General features: G+C 62.0%; 15 protein-coding genes. 5 read left to right on the top strand and 10 right to left on the bottom strand.

The genetic code is table 11. From position 1 onward, the window contains the following. Nucleotides 1-58: 58 nt before the first annotated feature. The 6 genes from ehuB to AC07RO_RS06480 form a co-directional block, all read right to left on the bottom strand. Nucleotides 59-931 (bottom strand): ectoine/hydroxyectoine ABC transporter substrate-binding protein EhuB, encoded by an 873-nt coding sequence (gene ehuB, locus AC07RO_RS06505; protein WP_495085599.1) that lies wholly within the window; start codon nt 929-931, stop codon nt 59-61. 64 nt (nt 932-995) lie between these two features. Next, the gene (locus AC07RO_RS06500; protein WP_495085752.1) at nt 996-1,901 is read right to left on the bottom strand and encodes an aliphatic sulfonate ABC transporter substrate-binding protein; all 906 of its coding nucleotides are present in this window, start codon (nt 1,899-1,901) and stop codon (nt 996-998) included. A 257-nt stretch (nt 1,902-2,158) separates the two neighbouring features. Then, nucleotides 2,159-2,680 carry a peptide-methionine (S)-S-oxide reductase MsrA gene (gene msrA, locus AC07RO_RS06495; RefSeq protein ID WP_282372371.1) on the bottom strand — a complete coding sequence of 174 codons (522 nt, stop codon included), beginning with the start codon at nt 2,678-2,680 and terminating at the stop codon, nt 2,159-2,161. 133 nt (nt 2,681-2,813) lie between these two features. Continuing rightward, nucleotides 2,814-3,788: a GlxA family transcriptional regulator gene (locus AC07RO_RS06490; protein WP_495085598.1), complete on the bottom strand. Its 975-nt coding sequence runs from the start codon at nt 3,786-3,788 to the stop codon at nt 2,814-2,816. Between the two features lie 202 nt (nt 3,789-3,990). Then, nucleotides 3,991-4,842 (bottom strand): sensor histidine kinase, encoded by an 852-nt coding sequence (locus AC07RO_RS06485; protein WP_495085597.1) that lies wholly within the window; start codon nt 4,840-4,842, stop codon nt 3,991-3,993. 324 nt (nt 4,843-5,166) lie between these two features. Beyond that, the gene (locus AC07RO_RS06480) at nt 5,167-6,540 is read right to left on the bottom strand and encodes an LLM class flavin-dependent oxidoreductase (protein WP_495085596.1); all 1,374 of its coding nucleotides are present in this window, start codon (nt 6,538-6,540) and stop codon (nt 5,167-5,169) included. A 523-nt stretch (nt 6,541-7,063) separates the two neighbouring features. Between AC07RO_RS06480 and AC07RO_RS06475 the strand changes: the two genes are divergently transcribed. From AC07RO_RS06475 to AC07RO_RS06460, 4 genes are read left to right on the top strand one after another with little or no spacing between them, the layout of a single operon-like run. Further along, nucleotides 7,064-7,729: an amino acid ABC transporter permease gene (locus AC07RO_RS06475; protein ID WP_495085595.1), complete on the top strand. Its 666-nt coding sequence runs from the start codon at nt 7,064-7,066 to the stop codon at nt 7,727-7,729. Next, entirely contained in the window at nt 7,710-8,369 is a 660-nt protein-coding gene (locus tag AC07RO_RS06470) for an amino acid ABC transporter permease (RefSeq protein ID WP_192172244.1), read from the top strand. The genes AC07RO_RS06475 and AC07RO_RS06470 overlap by 20 nt, the downstream gene beginning before the upstream one ends. Beyond that, entirely contained in the window at nt 8,366-9,127 is a 762-nt protein-coding gene (locus AC07RO_RS06465) for an amino acid ABC transporter ATP-binding protein (protein WP_282372365.1), read from the top strand. Before AC07RO_RS06470 ends, AC07RO_RS06465 begins: the two co-directional genes overlap by 4 nt. Beyond that, nucleotides 9,121-9,960: a transporter substrate-binding domain-containing protein gene (locus tag AC07RO_RS06460; RefSeq protein WP_346628262.1), complete on the top strand. Its 840-nt coding sequence runs from the start codon at nt 9,121-9,123 to the stop codon at nt 9,958-9,960. Before AC07RO_RS06465 ends, AC07RO_RS06460 begins: the two co-directional genes overlap by 7 nt. A gap of 209 nt (nt 9,961-10,169) precedes the next feature. On the opposite strand, the gene AC07RO_RS06455 is transcribed toward AC07RO_RS06460, so the two are convergent. Next, entirely contained in the window at nt 10,170-10,481 is a 312-nt protein-coding gene (locus tag AC07RO_RS06455) for a cupin domain-containing protein (RefSeq protein ID WP_495085594.1), read from the bottom strand. Between the two features lie 306 nt (nt 10,482-10,787). Between AC07RO_RS06455 and AC07RO_RS06450 the strand changes: the two genes are divergently transcribed. Further along, nucleotides 10,788-11,918, top strand: coding sequence for an alkene reductase (locus tag AC07RO_RS06450; protein ID WP_495085593.1), 1,131 nt, complete (start codon nt 10,788-10,790; stop codon nt 11,916-11,918). 533 nt (nt 11,919-12,451) lie between these two features. On the opposite strand, the gene AC07RO_RS06445 is transcribed toward AC07RO_RS06450, so the two are convergent. The 3 genes from AC07RO_RS06445 to proP form a co-directional block, all read right to left on the bottom strand. After that, nucleotides 12,452-13,126: an HAD family hydrolase gene (locus AC07RO_RS06445; RefSeq protein WP_282372360.1), complete on the bottom strand. Its 675-nt coding sequence runs from the start codon at nt 13,124-13,126 to the stop codon at nt 12,452-12,454. 92 nt (nt 13,127-13,218) lie between these two features. After that, nucleotides 13,219-13,461 carry a hypothetical protein gene (locus AC07RO_RS06440; RefSeq protein ID WP_282372359.1) on the bottom strand — a complete coding sequence of 81 codons (243 nt, stop codon included), beginning with the start codon at nt 13,459-13,461 and terminating at the stop codon, nt 13,219-13,221. Nucleotides 13,462-13,632: 171 nt separating this feature from the next. After that, nucleotides 13,633-15,135 (bottom strand): glycine betaine/L-proline transporter ProP, encoded by a 1,503-nt coding sequence (gene proP / locus AC07RO_RS06435; protein WP_192172238.1) that lies wholly within the window; start codon nt 15,133-15,135, stop codon nt 13,633-13,635. Between the last annotated feature and the right edge of the window lie 369 nt (nt 15,136-15,504).

Here is a 15,504-nt window from a genome sequence, read left to right as displayed (position 1 = left end):
TCCCGGCTGAAGCCGGTCCTACAATGGCATCGGCATCGGCATCGGCATCAGGTCGGCATCAGCGGTTGCAGCGTTGCTCGGCCGTCACGTCTGCGGGTGGCAGTTCGTTTTCGGTGTAGCCGTATTTCTGCAGGATTTTCAGCAGGTCGCCGGACGCGCGCAGTTTCGCCAGTTGCTCATTGAACGCCTGGGCGAACGCCGGATCGTTTTTCGGCAGGCCGTAGGCGTGGTAATTCCAGGTCGGTTTGCCGTCGGCATCCGGGATCTGCTCGAACGGCAGCGCCCGTTCAACCGGCGTGCCTTCGGCTTTTTTGAGCAGGCCGATGATCTCGGCATCCGGAAAGTACACCACGTCGACGCGATCGGCCTGCAGCGCGGCGAGGGCTTCGGTGTCCTTGTCGAAGAGCACAACGTTGCCATTGCTGATGCCGCTGTCCTTGGCTTCCTGCACCTGATTGCTGCCGGGCTGGGTCGCCAGCCGCGCCTTGCCGTTGGCTGCGACGTCCTTGAGGCTGTGAAGCTTCAGCGGGTTGCCGGCCTTGACCAGAAACGCGCCGCCGGAACGGGTGACCGGGTTGGAATAGCCAATCACTTTGCAGCGCGCCGGATTGATGAACAGGCCGGCACCGATCAGATCGAAACGACCTGCCGCAAGACCCGGCACCAGCGAGCCGAACTCGGTGATCGGCAGTTCAACCTTGCTGATGCCCAGGGGCTCCAGAATGGCCCGGAGGATTTCGACGTTGGCGCCGACGATTTTCCCGTCAGTGCCCACGTACGCATAGGGTTGCTCATTGGCGATGCCGGCGGTCAGGCCCTGACTGCGGCCCTTTTCCAGCAGGCCGGCGACGGCGGAGAACGAAAACACGGCATTCAGCAGCAGGGCGGAGCCGAGTACGGCAGACAGCGACAGCGGTTTTAAGCCTTTCATCAAGTGCGCTCAAGAGTGGGAATGAAGGGTCAGCTGCAGCGGTTGGCAACGCCAGGTGCTCCATTCATGGCGTCCAGATGTCCACGTCCTTGGCATCCACAGCAGTGGGCAATAGCCCGGCCTTGAAAAAGGCATCGGCGATCTTCTGTTGTTCGCCCAGTTGGTCGGCCTTCACCGGCTCGACCTGATAACTGCGATGGGCGTTGGCGGCCTCGACGGTTTCCACGTCCAGATTGCCCCATAGCGGGCCGAGCACTTGCGCGGCTTCCCGGGGGTGGCCTTTGATCCAGCCGCCGGCCTGTTGCAGCTGTTCGTAAACCCGCTTCAGCACCTCGGGATGCGCCTTGGCGTAGGGCGTGCTGGTCAGGTAGTAGCGCTTGTAACTGGCCAGGCCGACGCCGTCAGTCAGCGTGCGCGTCTGCAACTGGCGCTGCACGCCGGTGAGGAAGGGTTCCCACGTCACCCAGGCGTCGACCTTGCCATTCTCGAACGCTGCCCGGCCGTCTGCCGGGGACAGGTACGCCGGCTGGATATCGGAGAACGAAAGGCCGGCCTTGCTCAGCGCGGCTATCAACAGGTAATGGGTGCCAGCCGCCTTGGTCACGGCGATCTTCTTGCCTCTCAAATCCGACAACTGGCGGATCGCCGAATCATTGCCCACAACGATGGCCTGGGCGGCGGGCGAGGGCGACTCTTCAGCAAAATAGGTGAGCTTGGCCTTCGCGGCCTGGGCGAAGATCGGCACGGTATCGGCGACGTCCGCGCTGATGTCGACATTGCCGACGTTCAAGGCTTCAAGCAGGGGCAGACCGCTGGGGAACTCGTGCCAGGTGATGTCAATGTTGTCTTTCCCCAGTGCCTCTTCGAGGGTGCCCTGGGTCTTGAGCAGGGTGATCAGGGTGGAGGATTTCTGGTAGCCGATGCGCACCGTTTCTCGAGCACTCGCCGACAGCGCGAAACCGCTCGCCATCGCAGCGACCAGGCCGGTCAGCAATGCGTTTCGAATGAAAGTGCCAGCGATGGTACGAAGAATGGGCATGGCGAACTCGTGGCGAGTGAGGCGCGAAAGGGCGCAAGCCACGAATCATAATGTTCTAAAAAGAAATGGCTAAATATCGTTTGGTTATTAGTTTATGCACGGATGAGCGTCGGAAAATGCGCCTCGGCGATGACCGAGATGTTCGAGGGACCGCTCTGGCACGCGGCCCCCCGTCAAAGTAAACCCAATCAGGCGGTAGTGGCCTTGTCCCGCACCGGCAGTGTCCAGTTTGGGCGAATGAAATGGCAGGTGTAGCCGTTGGGGATGCGCTCCAGGTAATCCTGATGCTCGGGTTCGGCTTCCCAGAACGGTCCGGCCGGGGCAATTTCGGTGACGACTTTGCCCGGCCACAGGCCCGAGGCATCGACATCGGCCACGGTGTCCAGGGCCACGGCTTTCTGCTGTTCGTTGAGGTAGAAAATCGCCGAGCGATAGCTCACGCCCCGGTCATTGCCCTGGCGGTTCGGGGTCGACGGGTCATGAATCTGGAAGAAGAATTCCAGGATTTTGCGGTAGGAAATCTGCTCGGGGTCGAAGACGATTTCGATGGCTTCGGCGTGGGTGCCGTGGTTGCGATAAGTGGCGTTGTCAACGTCGCCACCGGAGTAGCCGACGCGGGTCGAGACGACGCCGGGGTAGCGGCGCAGCAAGTCCTGCATGCCCCAGAAGCAGCCTCCGGCAAGCAGCGCGGTTTCGGTGTGGGTGGTCATGGGCAAGTCCTTCCAGCGATTGAACGGTGTGTGTTTCAGACAAGCAGCGCAGTGTGCGTGTCTGCGAGCTTGTTTGCGAGTGTGCGGCGCAATGGCCGCCCTTGAAGATCAGATGACTGACGCGCGCACTCGTTCAGTCGCCGCCGAACTGCTGACGGTATTGTCCGGGCGTCACGCCAATGCGCTCGCTGAACGCCTTGCGCATGTGCCGCGCGCTGCCAAAGCCGCAGCGACTGGCCACGACCTTGAGGGGCAGGTCGCTGCCTTCGAGCAGTTTGCGTGAATGGTCGATGCGCGCGTTGAGCAGAAATTGCATGGGCGTCAGGCTGACTTCGCGCTGGAACGCCCGGGCGAAATTGCGCGGGCTCATCGCCGCCAGATCGGCCATGCGCTGCACGGTGTAGGGCTCATCTATGTGGTCCACGACGTAGGCCTGCACCCGGGCGATCGCGCTGTCATCCCGGGGCACCGCCGCCAGCAACGGGCCGTAGGGCGTTTGTCCGCCCTGACGCTTCATCACTACCAAAAGCACTTTGGCGACTTCCAGCGCGATGTCTTTGCCGTGGTCTTCGGCGACGATGGCCAGGGCCATGTCGATCCCCGCTGTAATGCCGCCGGAAGTGATCAGGTTGCGGTCGACCACGTAGATCTGCTCGGTTTCGACCCGGGAGGCGGGAAAGCGCCGAGCCAACCGCTCGACGTAGTTCCAGTGAGTGGTGCAGCGGTAACCGTCGAGCAGGCCGGCGTCACCCAACAGAAACGCGCCGGTGCAGATCGCCCCGAAACGCCGGGCGCTCTGGGCGGCGGTAGGCAACCAGGCGTCGAGTTGCGGATGGCTGACGCCGTACGCGCCCGGTCCGCCGGGGACCAGCAGCAGGTCGATGTCGGCTGGGAGATCGTCCAGCGCCAGGTCTGCCTGAACCTTGAGCCCACAGGAGCTGCGGATGAGCAGCGGGGGTTCGGCCACGGTGATCAGTCGGTATTGCTTCTCCGGCGCCAGCAGTCGATTGGAAATCGAAAAAACGTCCATGGGGCCGGTCACGTCGAGCATGAGCACGTCGTTGAACAGCACCACCGCCACTGTTTTCTGCTTTGGAATGTCGCGCATGCCTTGATCGCCTTTCTGTTACCGCCACTGCCAGCGCAGGGGGCACGAGCCTGAATCCAGGCGGCATTCTAGGGGATTGCGCGAACGAATGTGAATGATTGGCGTTTGGACACAATCGTGGGTGTGCGGCGTGGTTGGCGCGCCCGATTGAACCCTGTTTCATGAGGCGTCGATGGGGGATGGCTAGAGGACGGGCAGCCTTTCAGTAACAGCACGTCGGCAGCTGAACGCGGATGCGCGCGCCACCGCTGGCCGAGGCCTGTGCCCAGATGCGGCCTTGATGGGCGTCCACCACCGCGCGACAGATCGCCAGCCCGACGCCGAGGCCGCTGCTCTTGGTGGTATAGAACGCGCCGAAGATCTGTTCGCGGCGGTCTGCGGGGATGCCCGGACCGTTGTCTTCGACGCACACCTCAACGCCGTCATTGAGGGTGAACGAATTGATGCGCAGGACAGCGGCGGCGCGGTTACCGGCCATGGCTTCCACGGCATTGGTGATGAGGTTGACCAGCAATTGCTGCAACTGCACGGCGTCGGCGACGATGGATTGGTCGACGAACAAACCGGTTTCGAGCCGCACCCGCTGGGCGGTAAGCGCAGGCTGGGTGAGGCGTATGGCTTCGCGAATGACGTCGTCAATCTTCAGGATCTGCAGCTGCAAAGGCGCCTGACGGGCCAGCGCTCCCAGGGCCTTGACGATGTTGGCAGCGCGTTCGCAGCCGGCGCGGATGTCCTTCAGACCGGCAATGGCTTCTTCGATCTCTGGCACGTCGCGCTGCAGCCAGCGCAGGCTGGCAGCGGCATTGGCGGCGATGCCCAGCAGAGGCTGGCAGATTTCATGGGCGATGGAGGCGCTGAACTCGGCCATCTTGCGGGTGTGAAGGCTCTGGGCGTAATCGCTTTGCGCGGCGGCGTCCTGATGGCAGACGGGAGTGATGCGCGCGGCCGGGTGCGCAAGGGGCTGCAGAGAAGGGTGCCGAATCGCCTCCGGCCAGTGTTGTTCCGCTGGCGGCGGGAAGCGGTCATAAAGAGGAGATTGATGTTCGTCCAGCATCGTAGCCCCCGGCGGTTCGAAGTCCTGTGCTTCGTCGCGCTTGAGTATACGCAGCGTGTCCGGCTTGAAACGGCGGCGAAGGCGCTTTGGCAGGAACGGGCACCCTGATGTCTGTCAGGGTCCCCACAGCAACCGCCCAATGGGACCGCGCGCACATGGAGAGACTGGCTTTAGCCGGGAACGCATCAGATGTTGCAACGCAAAATTGATGGTGTACACACTGGCCTCTTCCCGGCTGAAGCCGGTCCCACTGAATGACCGTGAGCCGATGGTGGGACTGCGATTACCTTGTAGGACTGGCTTTAGCCGGGAAGGCGTCATGCGTCAAACCGCTAGCAGAACGCCGCGCGCAAGCGTTGCCGGGTGGGCCGGGTAGGGCAGGCCCAGCCGTTCGCGCAGGGTCTTGCCGGTCGGCCCATCGGCGGTCACCAGGCCGCGGCGTTTGAGCTCCGGCAGGATCAGCGCAATGAAATCGTCCAGTCCTTCGGGGTAGGTCGGCGGCAGGATGTTGAAGCCGTCGGCACCGTACCCTTCAAACCACGCTTGCAGTTGATCGACCACTTCTTCGGGTGAGCCGACCAGGGTCCAGTGACCCCGTGCGCCGGCCAGCCGCAGGTACAACTCGCGGATGCTCAGCCCCTCGGCGGCTAATTGCAGAATCAATTGCTGGCGGCTTTTCGAGGCATTGGTGGCAGGCAGGTCCTGGGGCAGCGGCCCGTCCAGCGGCAGGTGCGAGAGGTCGACGCCGCCGAGCAGCCCGGACAGCAAACTCAGGCCGACTTCCGGGTGCACCAGATTCTGCAGGCGCTGATGTTTGGCGTGGGCTTCGGCGGAGGTCGGCGCGGTGAAGATCGTCACCCCGGGCAGAATCTTGATGTGCTCGGGTTTGCGCCCCAGCACCGCCGCGCGGGATTTGATATCGCTGTAGAAAGCCTGGGCGTCGTCGAGATTCTGGTGCGCGGCGAAGATCGCTTCAGCGGTCGCGGCCGCCAGCGCACGCCCATCCTCGGAAGCACCCGCCTGCACCAGCACCGGTTTGCCCTGGGGCGAGCGCAGCACGTTCAGCGGCCCGCGCACATGGAAGTGCTCGCCCCGGTGGTCGGCCCGGTGCAGCTTGCTGCGGTCCAGAAACACGCCGCTGTCCTTGTCCAGCAGCAGCGTGTCGTCCTCCCAGCTGTCCCACAACTTGTCGACCACCTCATGAAATTCACGCGCCCGGCTGTAGCGGTCGGCGTGCGCCGCTTGCTCGCCCTGATGCCCGCCGCCGAAATTCTTCGCCGCGTCGGGGTCGCTGCTGGTGACCAGGTTCCAGCCCACGCGACCGCCGCTGATCTGGTCCAGCGAGGCGAACTGTCGCGCCAGGTTGTACGGCTCGCTGTAACTGGTGCTGGCCGTGGCAATCAGACCGATGCGCGAGGTCACGGTTGCCAGGGCCGACAACAGCGTCAGCGGCTCGAAGCTCAGGCTCGGCGCGATGACCCGGTCGAACGTCGGCGCATCGATGCCCCGCACGGAAACACTGTCCGCGAGGAACAGCGTCTCGAACCCGGCCGCCTCGGCCTTGCGCGCCAGATTGACGAAGTGCTCTAGCCGAATGCCCGCGTCGGCCTCGGAACCGCTGTCGCGCCACGCGGCGATGTGATGCCCGGTGGCCCGCAGGAACAGGCCGAGCTTGAGGGTTTCAGTGCGTTGGGTCATGGGGAGGCTCCTGGATCGGATCGGAACGGGCGAGGTCCGCGGCACGGCTTGTTGTGCGTAAAGCCCGAAAGCGCGGAGTGCTGTGGAGATAGCAAGGCGTGTGCCCACGTTGCTGGGTCGACCAGACCGCGACGCGGCATCGGCAAAAAAAGCCAGCCATGGCAATGCCTTGGGTAAGCGCGGTGCCAGCCTGTGCTTCGGACCTCCAATCATCGAAGCCGCTGACACTGTTGTCCCAGCAACAGCACTCCACCACTTGCCATGGAAAACAAACAGTTACGCCCCTTAACGACCCTCGATCGCGCTGAATCCCGGGACCTTCCGGCGTGGCATAAAGCCTGCAATGAACCACAAACGAACCCGCGTCGACCCACCCATGGCGTCGCGTTTTACCCGTCATTGGCAGGAGTTAATGTGTCTACCGCCCGATCAACGATCCCTCACAACCTTTCAGCCCCGGGACCGGCCGGTATCGATCCACCCGTCGATGGCGACAACCTCACCAACCAGGGCCAGGGTTGATATGGCGTTCGATGTTGAATTTGCCGTGTCCACGCTGCCCGCGTTCGTCAGCGCCGTCGGGGTCACGTTGCAAGTGGGCTTCATCGCCATCGGTACCTCGCTGTGCGTGGCGCTGATCAATGCCGCGATCACCGCGTTCTGCGTGCCGATCCTGCGTCCGCTGGTGCGCGTCTATGTGGAGCTGGCGCGCAACACGCCGTTGCTGATCCAGCTGTTTTTCATCTACTTCGCGCTGCCCACGCTGGGCATCCGCCTCTCCGGGTTTGCCTCGGCGGTCATTGCCATGACCTTCATGGGCGGCGCGTACTTGACCGAGATCCTGCGCGCGGGCATCGACGCGGTGCCCAAATCGCAGATCGAATCGGGGCTGTCCATCGGCCTGTCGCGCTGGCAGTTGCTGCGCCACGTCATCCTGCCCCAGGCCGGGATTCTCAGCCTGCCGGCACTGTTCGCCAACTTCATCTTTCTGCTCAAGGAAACCACCGTGGTCTCGGCGGTGGCGGTGCCGGAAATTCTCTACACCACCAAAAGCTACATCGCGCTGTACTACAAAACCTACGAAATGCTCGCGGTCATGACCGGCCTGTGCGTGCTGCTGTTCGTGCCGCTGTCGCTGCTGCTGCGCCTGATTGAAAGGAGGCTCCAGCATGGCCAGTTCGGGTCTTGAATTGCTGTGGATTTCGGCGCCGCAACTGGCCCAGGGCATCGGTCGCACGCTGGGTATTTCGCTGTTGGCGATCATCTTCAGCAGCGTCGGCGGGCTGACCTATGGCGTGCTGCGCAACCTCGGCGTGCGCTGGGTCGACGGGGTGCTGCTGATCTACCTGGAGCTGTTCCGGGCGATCCCGGTGCTGGTCTGGCTGTACCTGTTCTTTTTCGGTTTGCCGATTTTTCTCGGCTGGAGCATCCCCGGTTTCTGGTGCGCGGTGCTGGTGCTGTCGCTGTGGGGCGCCAGTGAAACCGGCGAAGTGGTGCGCGGGGCGCTGCGCTCGATTCCGAAAGGGCAACGGGAAGCGGGGCTCGCGATTGGCCTCGGCCAGCTGCAACTCTACGGCCGCGTGCTGCTGCCCCAGGCGTTGCGGCGTATGACGCCGCCGCTGATCAATGTCTTCACCCGGCTGATCAAAACCAGCTCCCTGGCGGTGCTGATCGGCGTCGTCGACGTGATCAAGATCGGCCAGCAAATCATCGAGCGGACCTATGAGTCGGTGCTGATCTACGGCTTCCTGTTCGTGTTTTTCTTTCTTGCCTGTTATCCGCTCTCGGCCGCTTCGCGGGTGCTCGAGCGGCGTTGGAATCATTCATGAGCCCATTGATAGAACTGACCCGCTTCAGCAAAAAATTCGGTTCGGTGCCGGTGTTGCAAGACGTTGACCTGAGCATTCGTGAAGGCGAAGTGGTGGTGATTCTCGGCCCCAGCGGCTGCGGCAAAAGCACCTTGCTGCGCTGCCTCAACGGCCTCGAACTCGGCCATGCCGGGCAGTACCGCTTTGCCGGTCAGGACCTGCCGGCCAACACCGATTGGCGCCAGGTGCGGCAACAGATCGGCATGGTATTTCAGAGCTACCACCTGTTCCCGCACATGACCGTGCTGGAGAACATTGTGCTCGGGCCGTTGAGCGTGCAGAAGCGCACACGCGTCGACGCGCAGCGACAGGCCGAGACGCTGCTGACCCGCGTGGGCCTGCTGGACAAACGCGACGCCTATCCGCGCGAGCTTTCCGGTGGTCAGCAGCAACGCATCGCCATCGTCCGCGCGCTGTGCATGAACCCCAGGGTCATGCTGTTCGACGAAGTCACCGCGGCGCTTGATCCGGAGATGGTCAAGGAGGTGCTGGAAGTCATCCTGGACCTGGCCCGCAGCGGCATGACCCTGTTGATCGTCACCCACGAAATGGCCTTTGCCCGCGCGGTGGCCGATCGAATCCTGTTCATGGACGGCGGCCGTATCGCCGAACAGAGCGACCCCGAATCCTTCTTCAGCGCTCCGCAGACCGCACGCGCGCAGCAGTTCCTGGAGAAATTTTCGTACGTAGAAAACATGCCAAAAAGGAAAGCATCGTGACCCTTAAATCTGCCCTCGTACTGCCACTGCTCGCCCTCGGATTGCTGGTCGGCTCGGCTGCCGCCCATGCCGCCGGGTCATTGGAAAAAATCAAGGCGCGCGACACGTTGATTGTCGGCGTTTTCAGCGACAAACCGCCGTTCGGGTTCGTTAACGAACAGGGCGACTACGTCGGCTTCGACACCGATCTCGGTCGGCGCTTTGCCAAGGACTTGCTCGGCGACGAGAAGAAGATCGAGTTCGTGGTGGTCGAGCCCGCCAGCCGCATTCCGTTTCTGCAGAGCGACAAGGTTGACCTGATCCTCGCCAACATGACCGTGACGCCGGAACGGGCGCAAGTGGTCGATTTCACCCACCCCAACCTGCGCGTCGCCGTGCAGGCCCTGGTGCCCGACAGCAGCCCGGTGAAGACGCTGGATGATCTGGCGAGCAAAACCGTCATCGTCACCACCGGCACCACGGCGGATATCTGGCTGACCAAGAACCACCCGGACTGGAAGCTGCTCAAGTTCGAGAAGAATTCCGAGTCGCTGCAGGCGCTGGCCAACGGCCGAGGCGATGCCTACGCCCAGGACAACCTGGTGCTGTTCAGCTGGGCCAAGCAGAACCCCGGCTACCGCGTGCTCGCACAGAAACTCGGTGAAGAAGCGCCGATCGCCCCGGCGGTGAAGAAGGGCAACACTGAACTGCGCGACTGGGTGAACACCGAACTGGCCAGCCTCGGTCAGCAGAAGTATCTGCTCTCGCTGTACAACCAGTACGTGCGCGATCAACTGGCGGCGGACACCGATCCGTCGGCGGTGATCGTTGAAGGCGGGGCGTGGAAGCCTTGATTGATCGAGCTTGTGGCTGGTAGCCGGGAAGCGGCGATTTCGAACACCCTGGGTTTAGCGGTGTGATATCCGACGCTTTCCCGGCTAAAGCCGGTCCCACTAGGGTATGCGGTGCCACTGAATGGGCGCGGTGTTCCAGCGGGACCGGCTTCAGCCGGGAAGGGGCCGGTAAGAGCACCCTCGATTTTGCGGTGATCAGGCAGCCTGTCTCAGACGCTGCCCTCGCTTTCGATCACCAGAATCCGCGCTTCACCCAACGGGTGGGCGACGTGGGCCGTGCCGATGGAGGCGTAGAAAATATCCCCCGTTTGCAGCACGGTTCTTTGCTCGACGCCGTCCTGCTTGAAGCGCATCTCCACTTGCCCGTCCAGCACCACAAAAACCTCCTGACCGTCATTCACGTGCCATTTGTAGGGCTGATCCGTCCAGTGCAGTCGCGTGGTGATGCCGTTCATGTTGGCGATGTCCAATGCGGCCCATGGGCGGTCACCGGTGAAGTCCTTGCTGCGGATGATGTTCATGGAGTGCCTGTTCAGGATGTGGGGTGTTGACCAATGAGCCCACTGGCATTGCCGAGGGTCGACCAACGTTCGATGCGCGGAATCATAAGCGCGGGACGACCGACTGCAACGGGTCGTCTGGGTAGATGAGCTCAAAAGCGCAAGATTCTGTAAGTGGCGTTGTCTGCGGCCGATGTCCGGAATCATTGCGGATCTGACATTGCCGGGTCTGCACATGCGGCTTAGACTCCCGGCCATCCACTAGACGACTGGTCTACGCAGTACGATCTAGCCAACACTTTCAACGACTTGAACGGAGTATCGCCCATGTCCACTCAACCCTTGCTCACCCACGTCAACCTCGGACGGCACGTGCTGAAAAACCGCATTGCCTTCCCGCCGTTGACCCGGCAGAGAAGCCTGCAGCCGGGCGATATCGCTTCGGACCTGATGGCGAGCTACTACCAGCAACGGGCATCCGCCGGTTTCATGATCACCGAAGGCACCCAGATCGAGCCGCGCGGCCAAGGCTATGCATGGACCCCGGGCATCTACAGCGCCGAGCAGGTCGAAGGCTGGCGCAAAGTGACCGATGCGGTGCACGCAGAAGAGGGCGTGATTTTCGCCCAGCTCTGGCACGTCGGCCGTGTGTCCCATCACGCGTTGCAGCCTAACGGCGAAGCGCCGGTTGCCCCCTCGGCGATCCCGGCGGCCAACGCCAAGGCGTTCATCGAAACGGCGCCGGGCGCAGGGCAACTGGTCGTGCCGCCAACGCCTCGCGCGCTGACCGTCGAGGAAATCCGCGAGCTGGTCACGCTGTATGCCCAGGCGGCTAAGAATGCGATCGAAGCGGGTTTTGATGGCGTGGAAATTCACGCGGCGAACGGTTATCTGGTCAACCAGTTCATCTCCGAGCACGCCAACCACCGCGATGACGAATACGGCGGCTCGCTGGAAAACCGCCTGCGCTTCCTGCGCGAGATCGTGACTGCCGTTGCCGAAGCCGTGGGTGCGGACCGCCTGGGCGTGCGCTTCTCGCCGCTGTTTGCCAGCACCGACGAAGAGCGCGTCTACATCGGCCTGGTGGAAAGCGACCCGCACCACACCTACGTCGAAGCCACCAAGGTCCTGGAAAACGCAGGCGTCGCCTACGTCTCCATCGCCGAAGCCGACTGGGACAACGCCCCCGAACTGCCGGACACCTTCCGCAAAGCCATCCGCGAAGCCTTCACCGGCCGCATCATCTACGCCGGCCGCTACACCGCCGAACGCGGCAACCGCCTGATCGACGCCGGCCTGGCCGACCTCATCGCCTTCGGCCGCCCCTTCATCGCCAACCCCGACCTGCCGGCGCGCATCGCCAACGGCTGGCCCCTCAACCCCGTCAATCCGGCCACGTTGTATGGCGGGACGGAAGAGGGGTATATCGACTACCCGGTTTATAACGCGGGTGAGTGAAGGCAGGGTGGTTAGCCGATTGGGGTGACGCGGAGCGTCGGAGGATGCATTCCCACGCGCAGCGTGGGAACGATCAGCGCGTCGAGTCTGGAGCCGGTTTCAACGGCCAAGATTAGTGGCGCATGAACTGGCCTCTTCCCGGCTAAAGCCGGTCCCACTAAAAGCTGCGCGTGGCGCCATCAAAATTGATGGCGCCAGCACTGGCGTCTTCCCGGCTAAAGCCAGTCCTACCAAGAACGCGTTTGCTCTGCTTTTGATCTTTATACACCGAAGGTTCAGTCACCGCGAAACGCGACTTGGGTGCAGGCTGAACGCAGGTCTCGCGCAGTGGGCCGAGCGGCATGGATGCCGCGAGAGCGCCGTCAGGACATGGATGTCCGTTCGGCGCGGGCCCACGGAGCGGGACCGGAGTGAAGGAACCCTGACGAAGGAAGGGCCCAACCAGGAGCACAAAGCCCTTGGTTACTTGGGGCTTTATCAAGTAACTCGCCGAAGGCGAAATGTCTGCCGTTAGGCAGACGCTCTTGATTTGGCTATTCCCGAGTAGCGATCTCATCGAGATGGTTGAGCAGCGCCAGCGGATCCTCATACACCCGCAACGCCCCGGCCCGCTCCAGCTCACTCACATCGTAGCCACCCGAAAGCAACCCAATCCCCGTCGCCTTGCACCGCCGCGCCGCCAGCATGTCCCAGATCGCATCACCGATCACCAGACAATCCTCAATCTTCGCGTCGATCTTCTTCGCAGCCGTCACAAACAAATCCGGGTCCGGCTTGCCGTTCTTCACATCATCGCGCGTGATCAGATTGATCTTCTTCGGGTCCAGCCCCAACGCCTTCAAATTGATCTCCGCCGTCGACATCTCCCCACTGGTCGCGATGCACCAGGGAAAGCCCTCATCGTCCAGCGTCTTCAGCAAATCAACAGCGCCAGGCAAAGCAATGATCTGATCCTGAGTTCTCTCATACGCCTCGGCGTGCCTTTTACTCAACCGCTCGGCCTGCGCCTCGGTGATTTCCATCCCGGTTTCCCGGGACAGCATCTTCAGCATCAAACCGCCGCTCATGCCGATCTTGCGGTGGATTCGCCACATCGCCAGAGGAATGTTTTCCGAATCGAGGGCTTCTTTCCACGCCGTGACGTTCTGATAAACGCTGTCGGTCAGGGTGCCGTCGAGGTCGAAAAGAAAGGAAGTATTGGATCGCATGGTGTGGCTCCGTTGGTAAACATGTCATCCGCTGACAATGGCTAAAAATAAAAGGGACGCGCCAGGCGCTCAGGCAAGCCGCATAAAGCTGCTCAGGACAACCCGAGTGTCAGCCGTTTCAACCGCGACTCCACGACGGCGTCGTAGAACTCGGAAAGCTGCTCGGCCTGCTGCGCGTCGATTCCCCCGCAGCAACGCAAACCGAGCACGAAGCCATTGGCCTGAGCGCCGCTCTTGACCACATCGATGGTCGAGCCAGAGGCGCGTATGTCGGCCAGGATCATTTCGCTTTGCGGTCGTAGCACGGGGGGCAAGTGATCAAGGATGTCGGTCATGGGGAGGCTGCCTTTCAGTTCTCTGTCCGCCTGTCAGTGCCTGCACAGAAGCGGGTGAATGCTCATGCAAGACCTGACCGGGAGAGGGACGCAGCGGTTCCGACGAATTTGCCGAAATGGCCGCGAACGGCAGGGGATACCGTCGCGGCCATCTGTTTGGATAAGTTGCTATCAATCTATACGCGGGTGCTGCTGAACCAGGCTCTCGCGTTTGGCTTGCAACTCGGCAATCTGCGTGTCGATGTCTTCGATCTTCTGTTCGATGTTGTCGTGGTGCTCCTGCAGCAGCTCACGGGCTTCGTTGAGGTCCGATGCCGCCGGCGCTGCGCCACGCAAAGGCTTGTTCGCGGTTTCCTTCATGGTCAGGCCGGTGATCAGGCCCACCACCGCGACGACCATCAGGTAGTACGCCGGCATGTACAGGTCCTGGGTGGTTTCAACCAGCCAGGCGACCACGGTCGGGGTGAGGCCCGCGATCAGCACCGACACGTTAAAGGCACTGGCCAGCGCGCTGTAACGGATGTGGGTGGGAAACATCGCCGGCAGCGTCGAGGCCATCACCCCGATGAAGAAGTTGAGGATCACCGCGATCATCAGCAAGCCGGCGAAGATCAGACCCAACTGGCCGCTGTTGATCAGTTTGAACGCCGGAATCGATAGCACCAGCAGAGCGATGCTGCCGGCAATGATGAAGGGCCGACGGCCGATCTTGTCGCTGAGGAAACCAATCAGCGGCTGCACGAACAGCATGCCGACCATGATCGCGACGATGATCAGTACGCCGCGGTTCTCGCTGTAATGCAGGTTGTGCGAGAGGTAACTCGGCATGTACGTCAGCAGCATGTAATACGTGACGTTGGTGGCCGCGACCACGCCGATGCAGGTCAGCAGGCTGCGCCAGTGCTTGGTCGCGACTTCCTTGAACGACACTTTCGGGCCGTGGGCCAGGCCTTCGCGGTCGCCTTGTTCGAGTTTTTCCACGTGCTGCTGGAACGCCGGGGTTTCTTCCAGGGCGTTACGCAAGTAGAGGCCGATCATGCCCAGGGGCAGGGCGAGGAAGAACGGCAGGCGCCAGCCCCATTCGAGAAATTTCTCCTCGCCGACGACGGAAGAGATCAGCACCACGACGCCGGCACCGAGTACGAAGCCGGCGATCGAGCCGAAATCCAGCCAGCTGCCGAGGAACCCGCGTTTGCGGTCCGGCGCGTATTCAGCCACGAAGATCGAAGCGCCGGTGTATTCGCCCCCGACCGAGAAACCCTGGGCCATCTTCGCCAACAGAAGCAGGATCGGCGCCCAGATGCCAATCGTTTCATACGAGGGGATCAGCCCGATGGCGAAGGTGCTGAGGGACATGATGACGATGGTCGCGGCGAGGACTTTCTGTCGCCCGTATTTGTCGCCGATGGCGCCGAAGAACACGCCGCCGATGGGGCGAATCAGGAAGGGCACGGAAAAGGTCGCGAGGGCCGCGATCATCTGCACGCTGGGGTCGGCGCCGGGGAAGAAGATCTTGCCCAGTGCGTACGCCACGAAGCCGTAGACGCCGAAGTCGAACCATTCCATTGCGTTGCCCAGGGCGGCGGCGGTGATGGCCTTCCGCATCTTGGCATCGTCGACAATAGTGATGTCTTGCAACCCGATCGGGTTGACGGTTTTCTTGCGTGATCTCATAAAAGTCCCGGCAGGTAGAGGTGTGACATTGCGGCGATCGGCATCCCGACCAACGGCAGTCCATGCACTCCGTGGAGAATGTGTGCTGTCGTAGTAGTGGCAGACCGATCTGCATCTGATAGGCGCAGAGGGTAAATAATTCATTAACTGGCCTGGATTTACCGAATTATCCGCAAATGAATGGTATTGAGTGCGACGGAGGTCGTTGCATGATCCAAATAGGTTGGATCCAATAACCTGAGTGCATTACCACTAGTCGGGTGGTAGTTAAACTCTATTGTCAGAGTGATGGCGCAATGACATATTCGCTCCCGTCATCCATCCTCACACACGGAAAACCAGATGCGCCCCTTCAAGTCACTTGTTGCA

Source organism: Pseudomonas sp. GW821-FHT07F05 (genome assembly GCF_059418765.1).
This window is presented reverse-complemented; position numbering and strand designations above follow the sequence as displayed.

What these genes read in the sequence shown, in the direction of transcription:
- ehuB (WP_495085599.1), bottom strand. Translation starts at nt 931, where the DNA reads ATGAAAGGCTTAAAACCGCTGTCGCTGTCTGCCGTACTCGGCTCCGCC.
- AC07RO_RS06500 (WP_495085752.1), bottom strand. Translation starts at nt 1,901, where the DNA reads ATGGCGAGCGGTTTCGCGCTGTCGGCGAGTGCTCGAGAAACGGTGCGC.
- msrA (WP_282372371.1), bottom strand. Translation starts at nt 2,680, where the DNA reads ATGACCACCCACACCGAAACCGCGCTGCTTGCCGGAGGCTGCTTCTGG.
- AC07RO_RS06490 (WP_495085598.1), bottom strand. Translation starts at nt 3,788, where the DNA reads ATGCGCGACATTCCAAAGCAGAAAACAGTGGCGGTGGTGCTGTTCAAC.
- AC07RO_RS06485 (WP_495085597.1), bottom strand. Translation starts at nt 4,842, where the DNA reads ATGCTGGACGAACATCAATCTCCTCTTTATGACCGCTTCCCGCCGCCA.
- AC07RO_RS06480 (WP_495085596.1), bottom strand. Translation starts at nt 6,540, where the DNA reads ATGACCCAACGCACTGAAACCCTCAAGCTCGGCCTGTTCCTGCGGGCC.
- AC07RO_RS06475 (WP_495085595.1), top strand. Translation starts at nt 7,064, where the DNA reads ATGGCGTTCGATGTTGAATTTGCCGTGTCCACGCTGCCCGCGTTCGTC.
- AC07RO_RS06470 (WP_192172244.1), top strand. Translation starts at nt 7,710, where the DNA reads ATGGCCAGTTCGGGTCTTGAATTGCTGTGGATTTCGGCGCCGCAACTG.
- AC07RO_RS06465 (WP_282372365.1), top strand. Translation starts at nt 8,366, where the DNA reads ATGAGCCCATTGATAGAACTGACCCGCTTCAGCAAAAAATTCGGTTCG.
- AC07RO_RS06455 (WP_495085594.1), bottom strand. Translation starts at nt 10,481, where the DNA reads ATGAACATCATCCGCAGCAAGGACTTCACCGGTGACCGCCCATGGGCC.
- AC07RO_RS06450 (WP_495085593.1), top strand. Translation starts at nt 10,788, where the DNA reads ATGTCCACTCAACCCTTGCTCACCCACGTCAACCTCGGACGGCACGTG.
- AC07RO_RS06445 (WP_282372360.1), bottom strand. Translation starts at nt 13,126, where the DNA reads ATGCGATCCAATACTTCCTTTCTTTTCGACCTCGACGGCACCCTGACC.
- AC07RO_RS06440 (WP_282372359.1), bottom strand. Translation starts at nt 13,461, where the DNA reads ATGACCGACATCCTTGATCACTTGCCCCCCGTGCTACGACCGCAAAGC.
- proP (WP_192172238.1), bottom strand. Translation starts at nt 15,135, where the DNA reads ATGAGATCACGCAAGAAAACCGTCAACCCGATCGGGTTGCAAGACATC.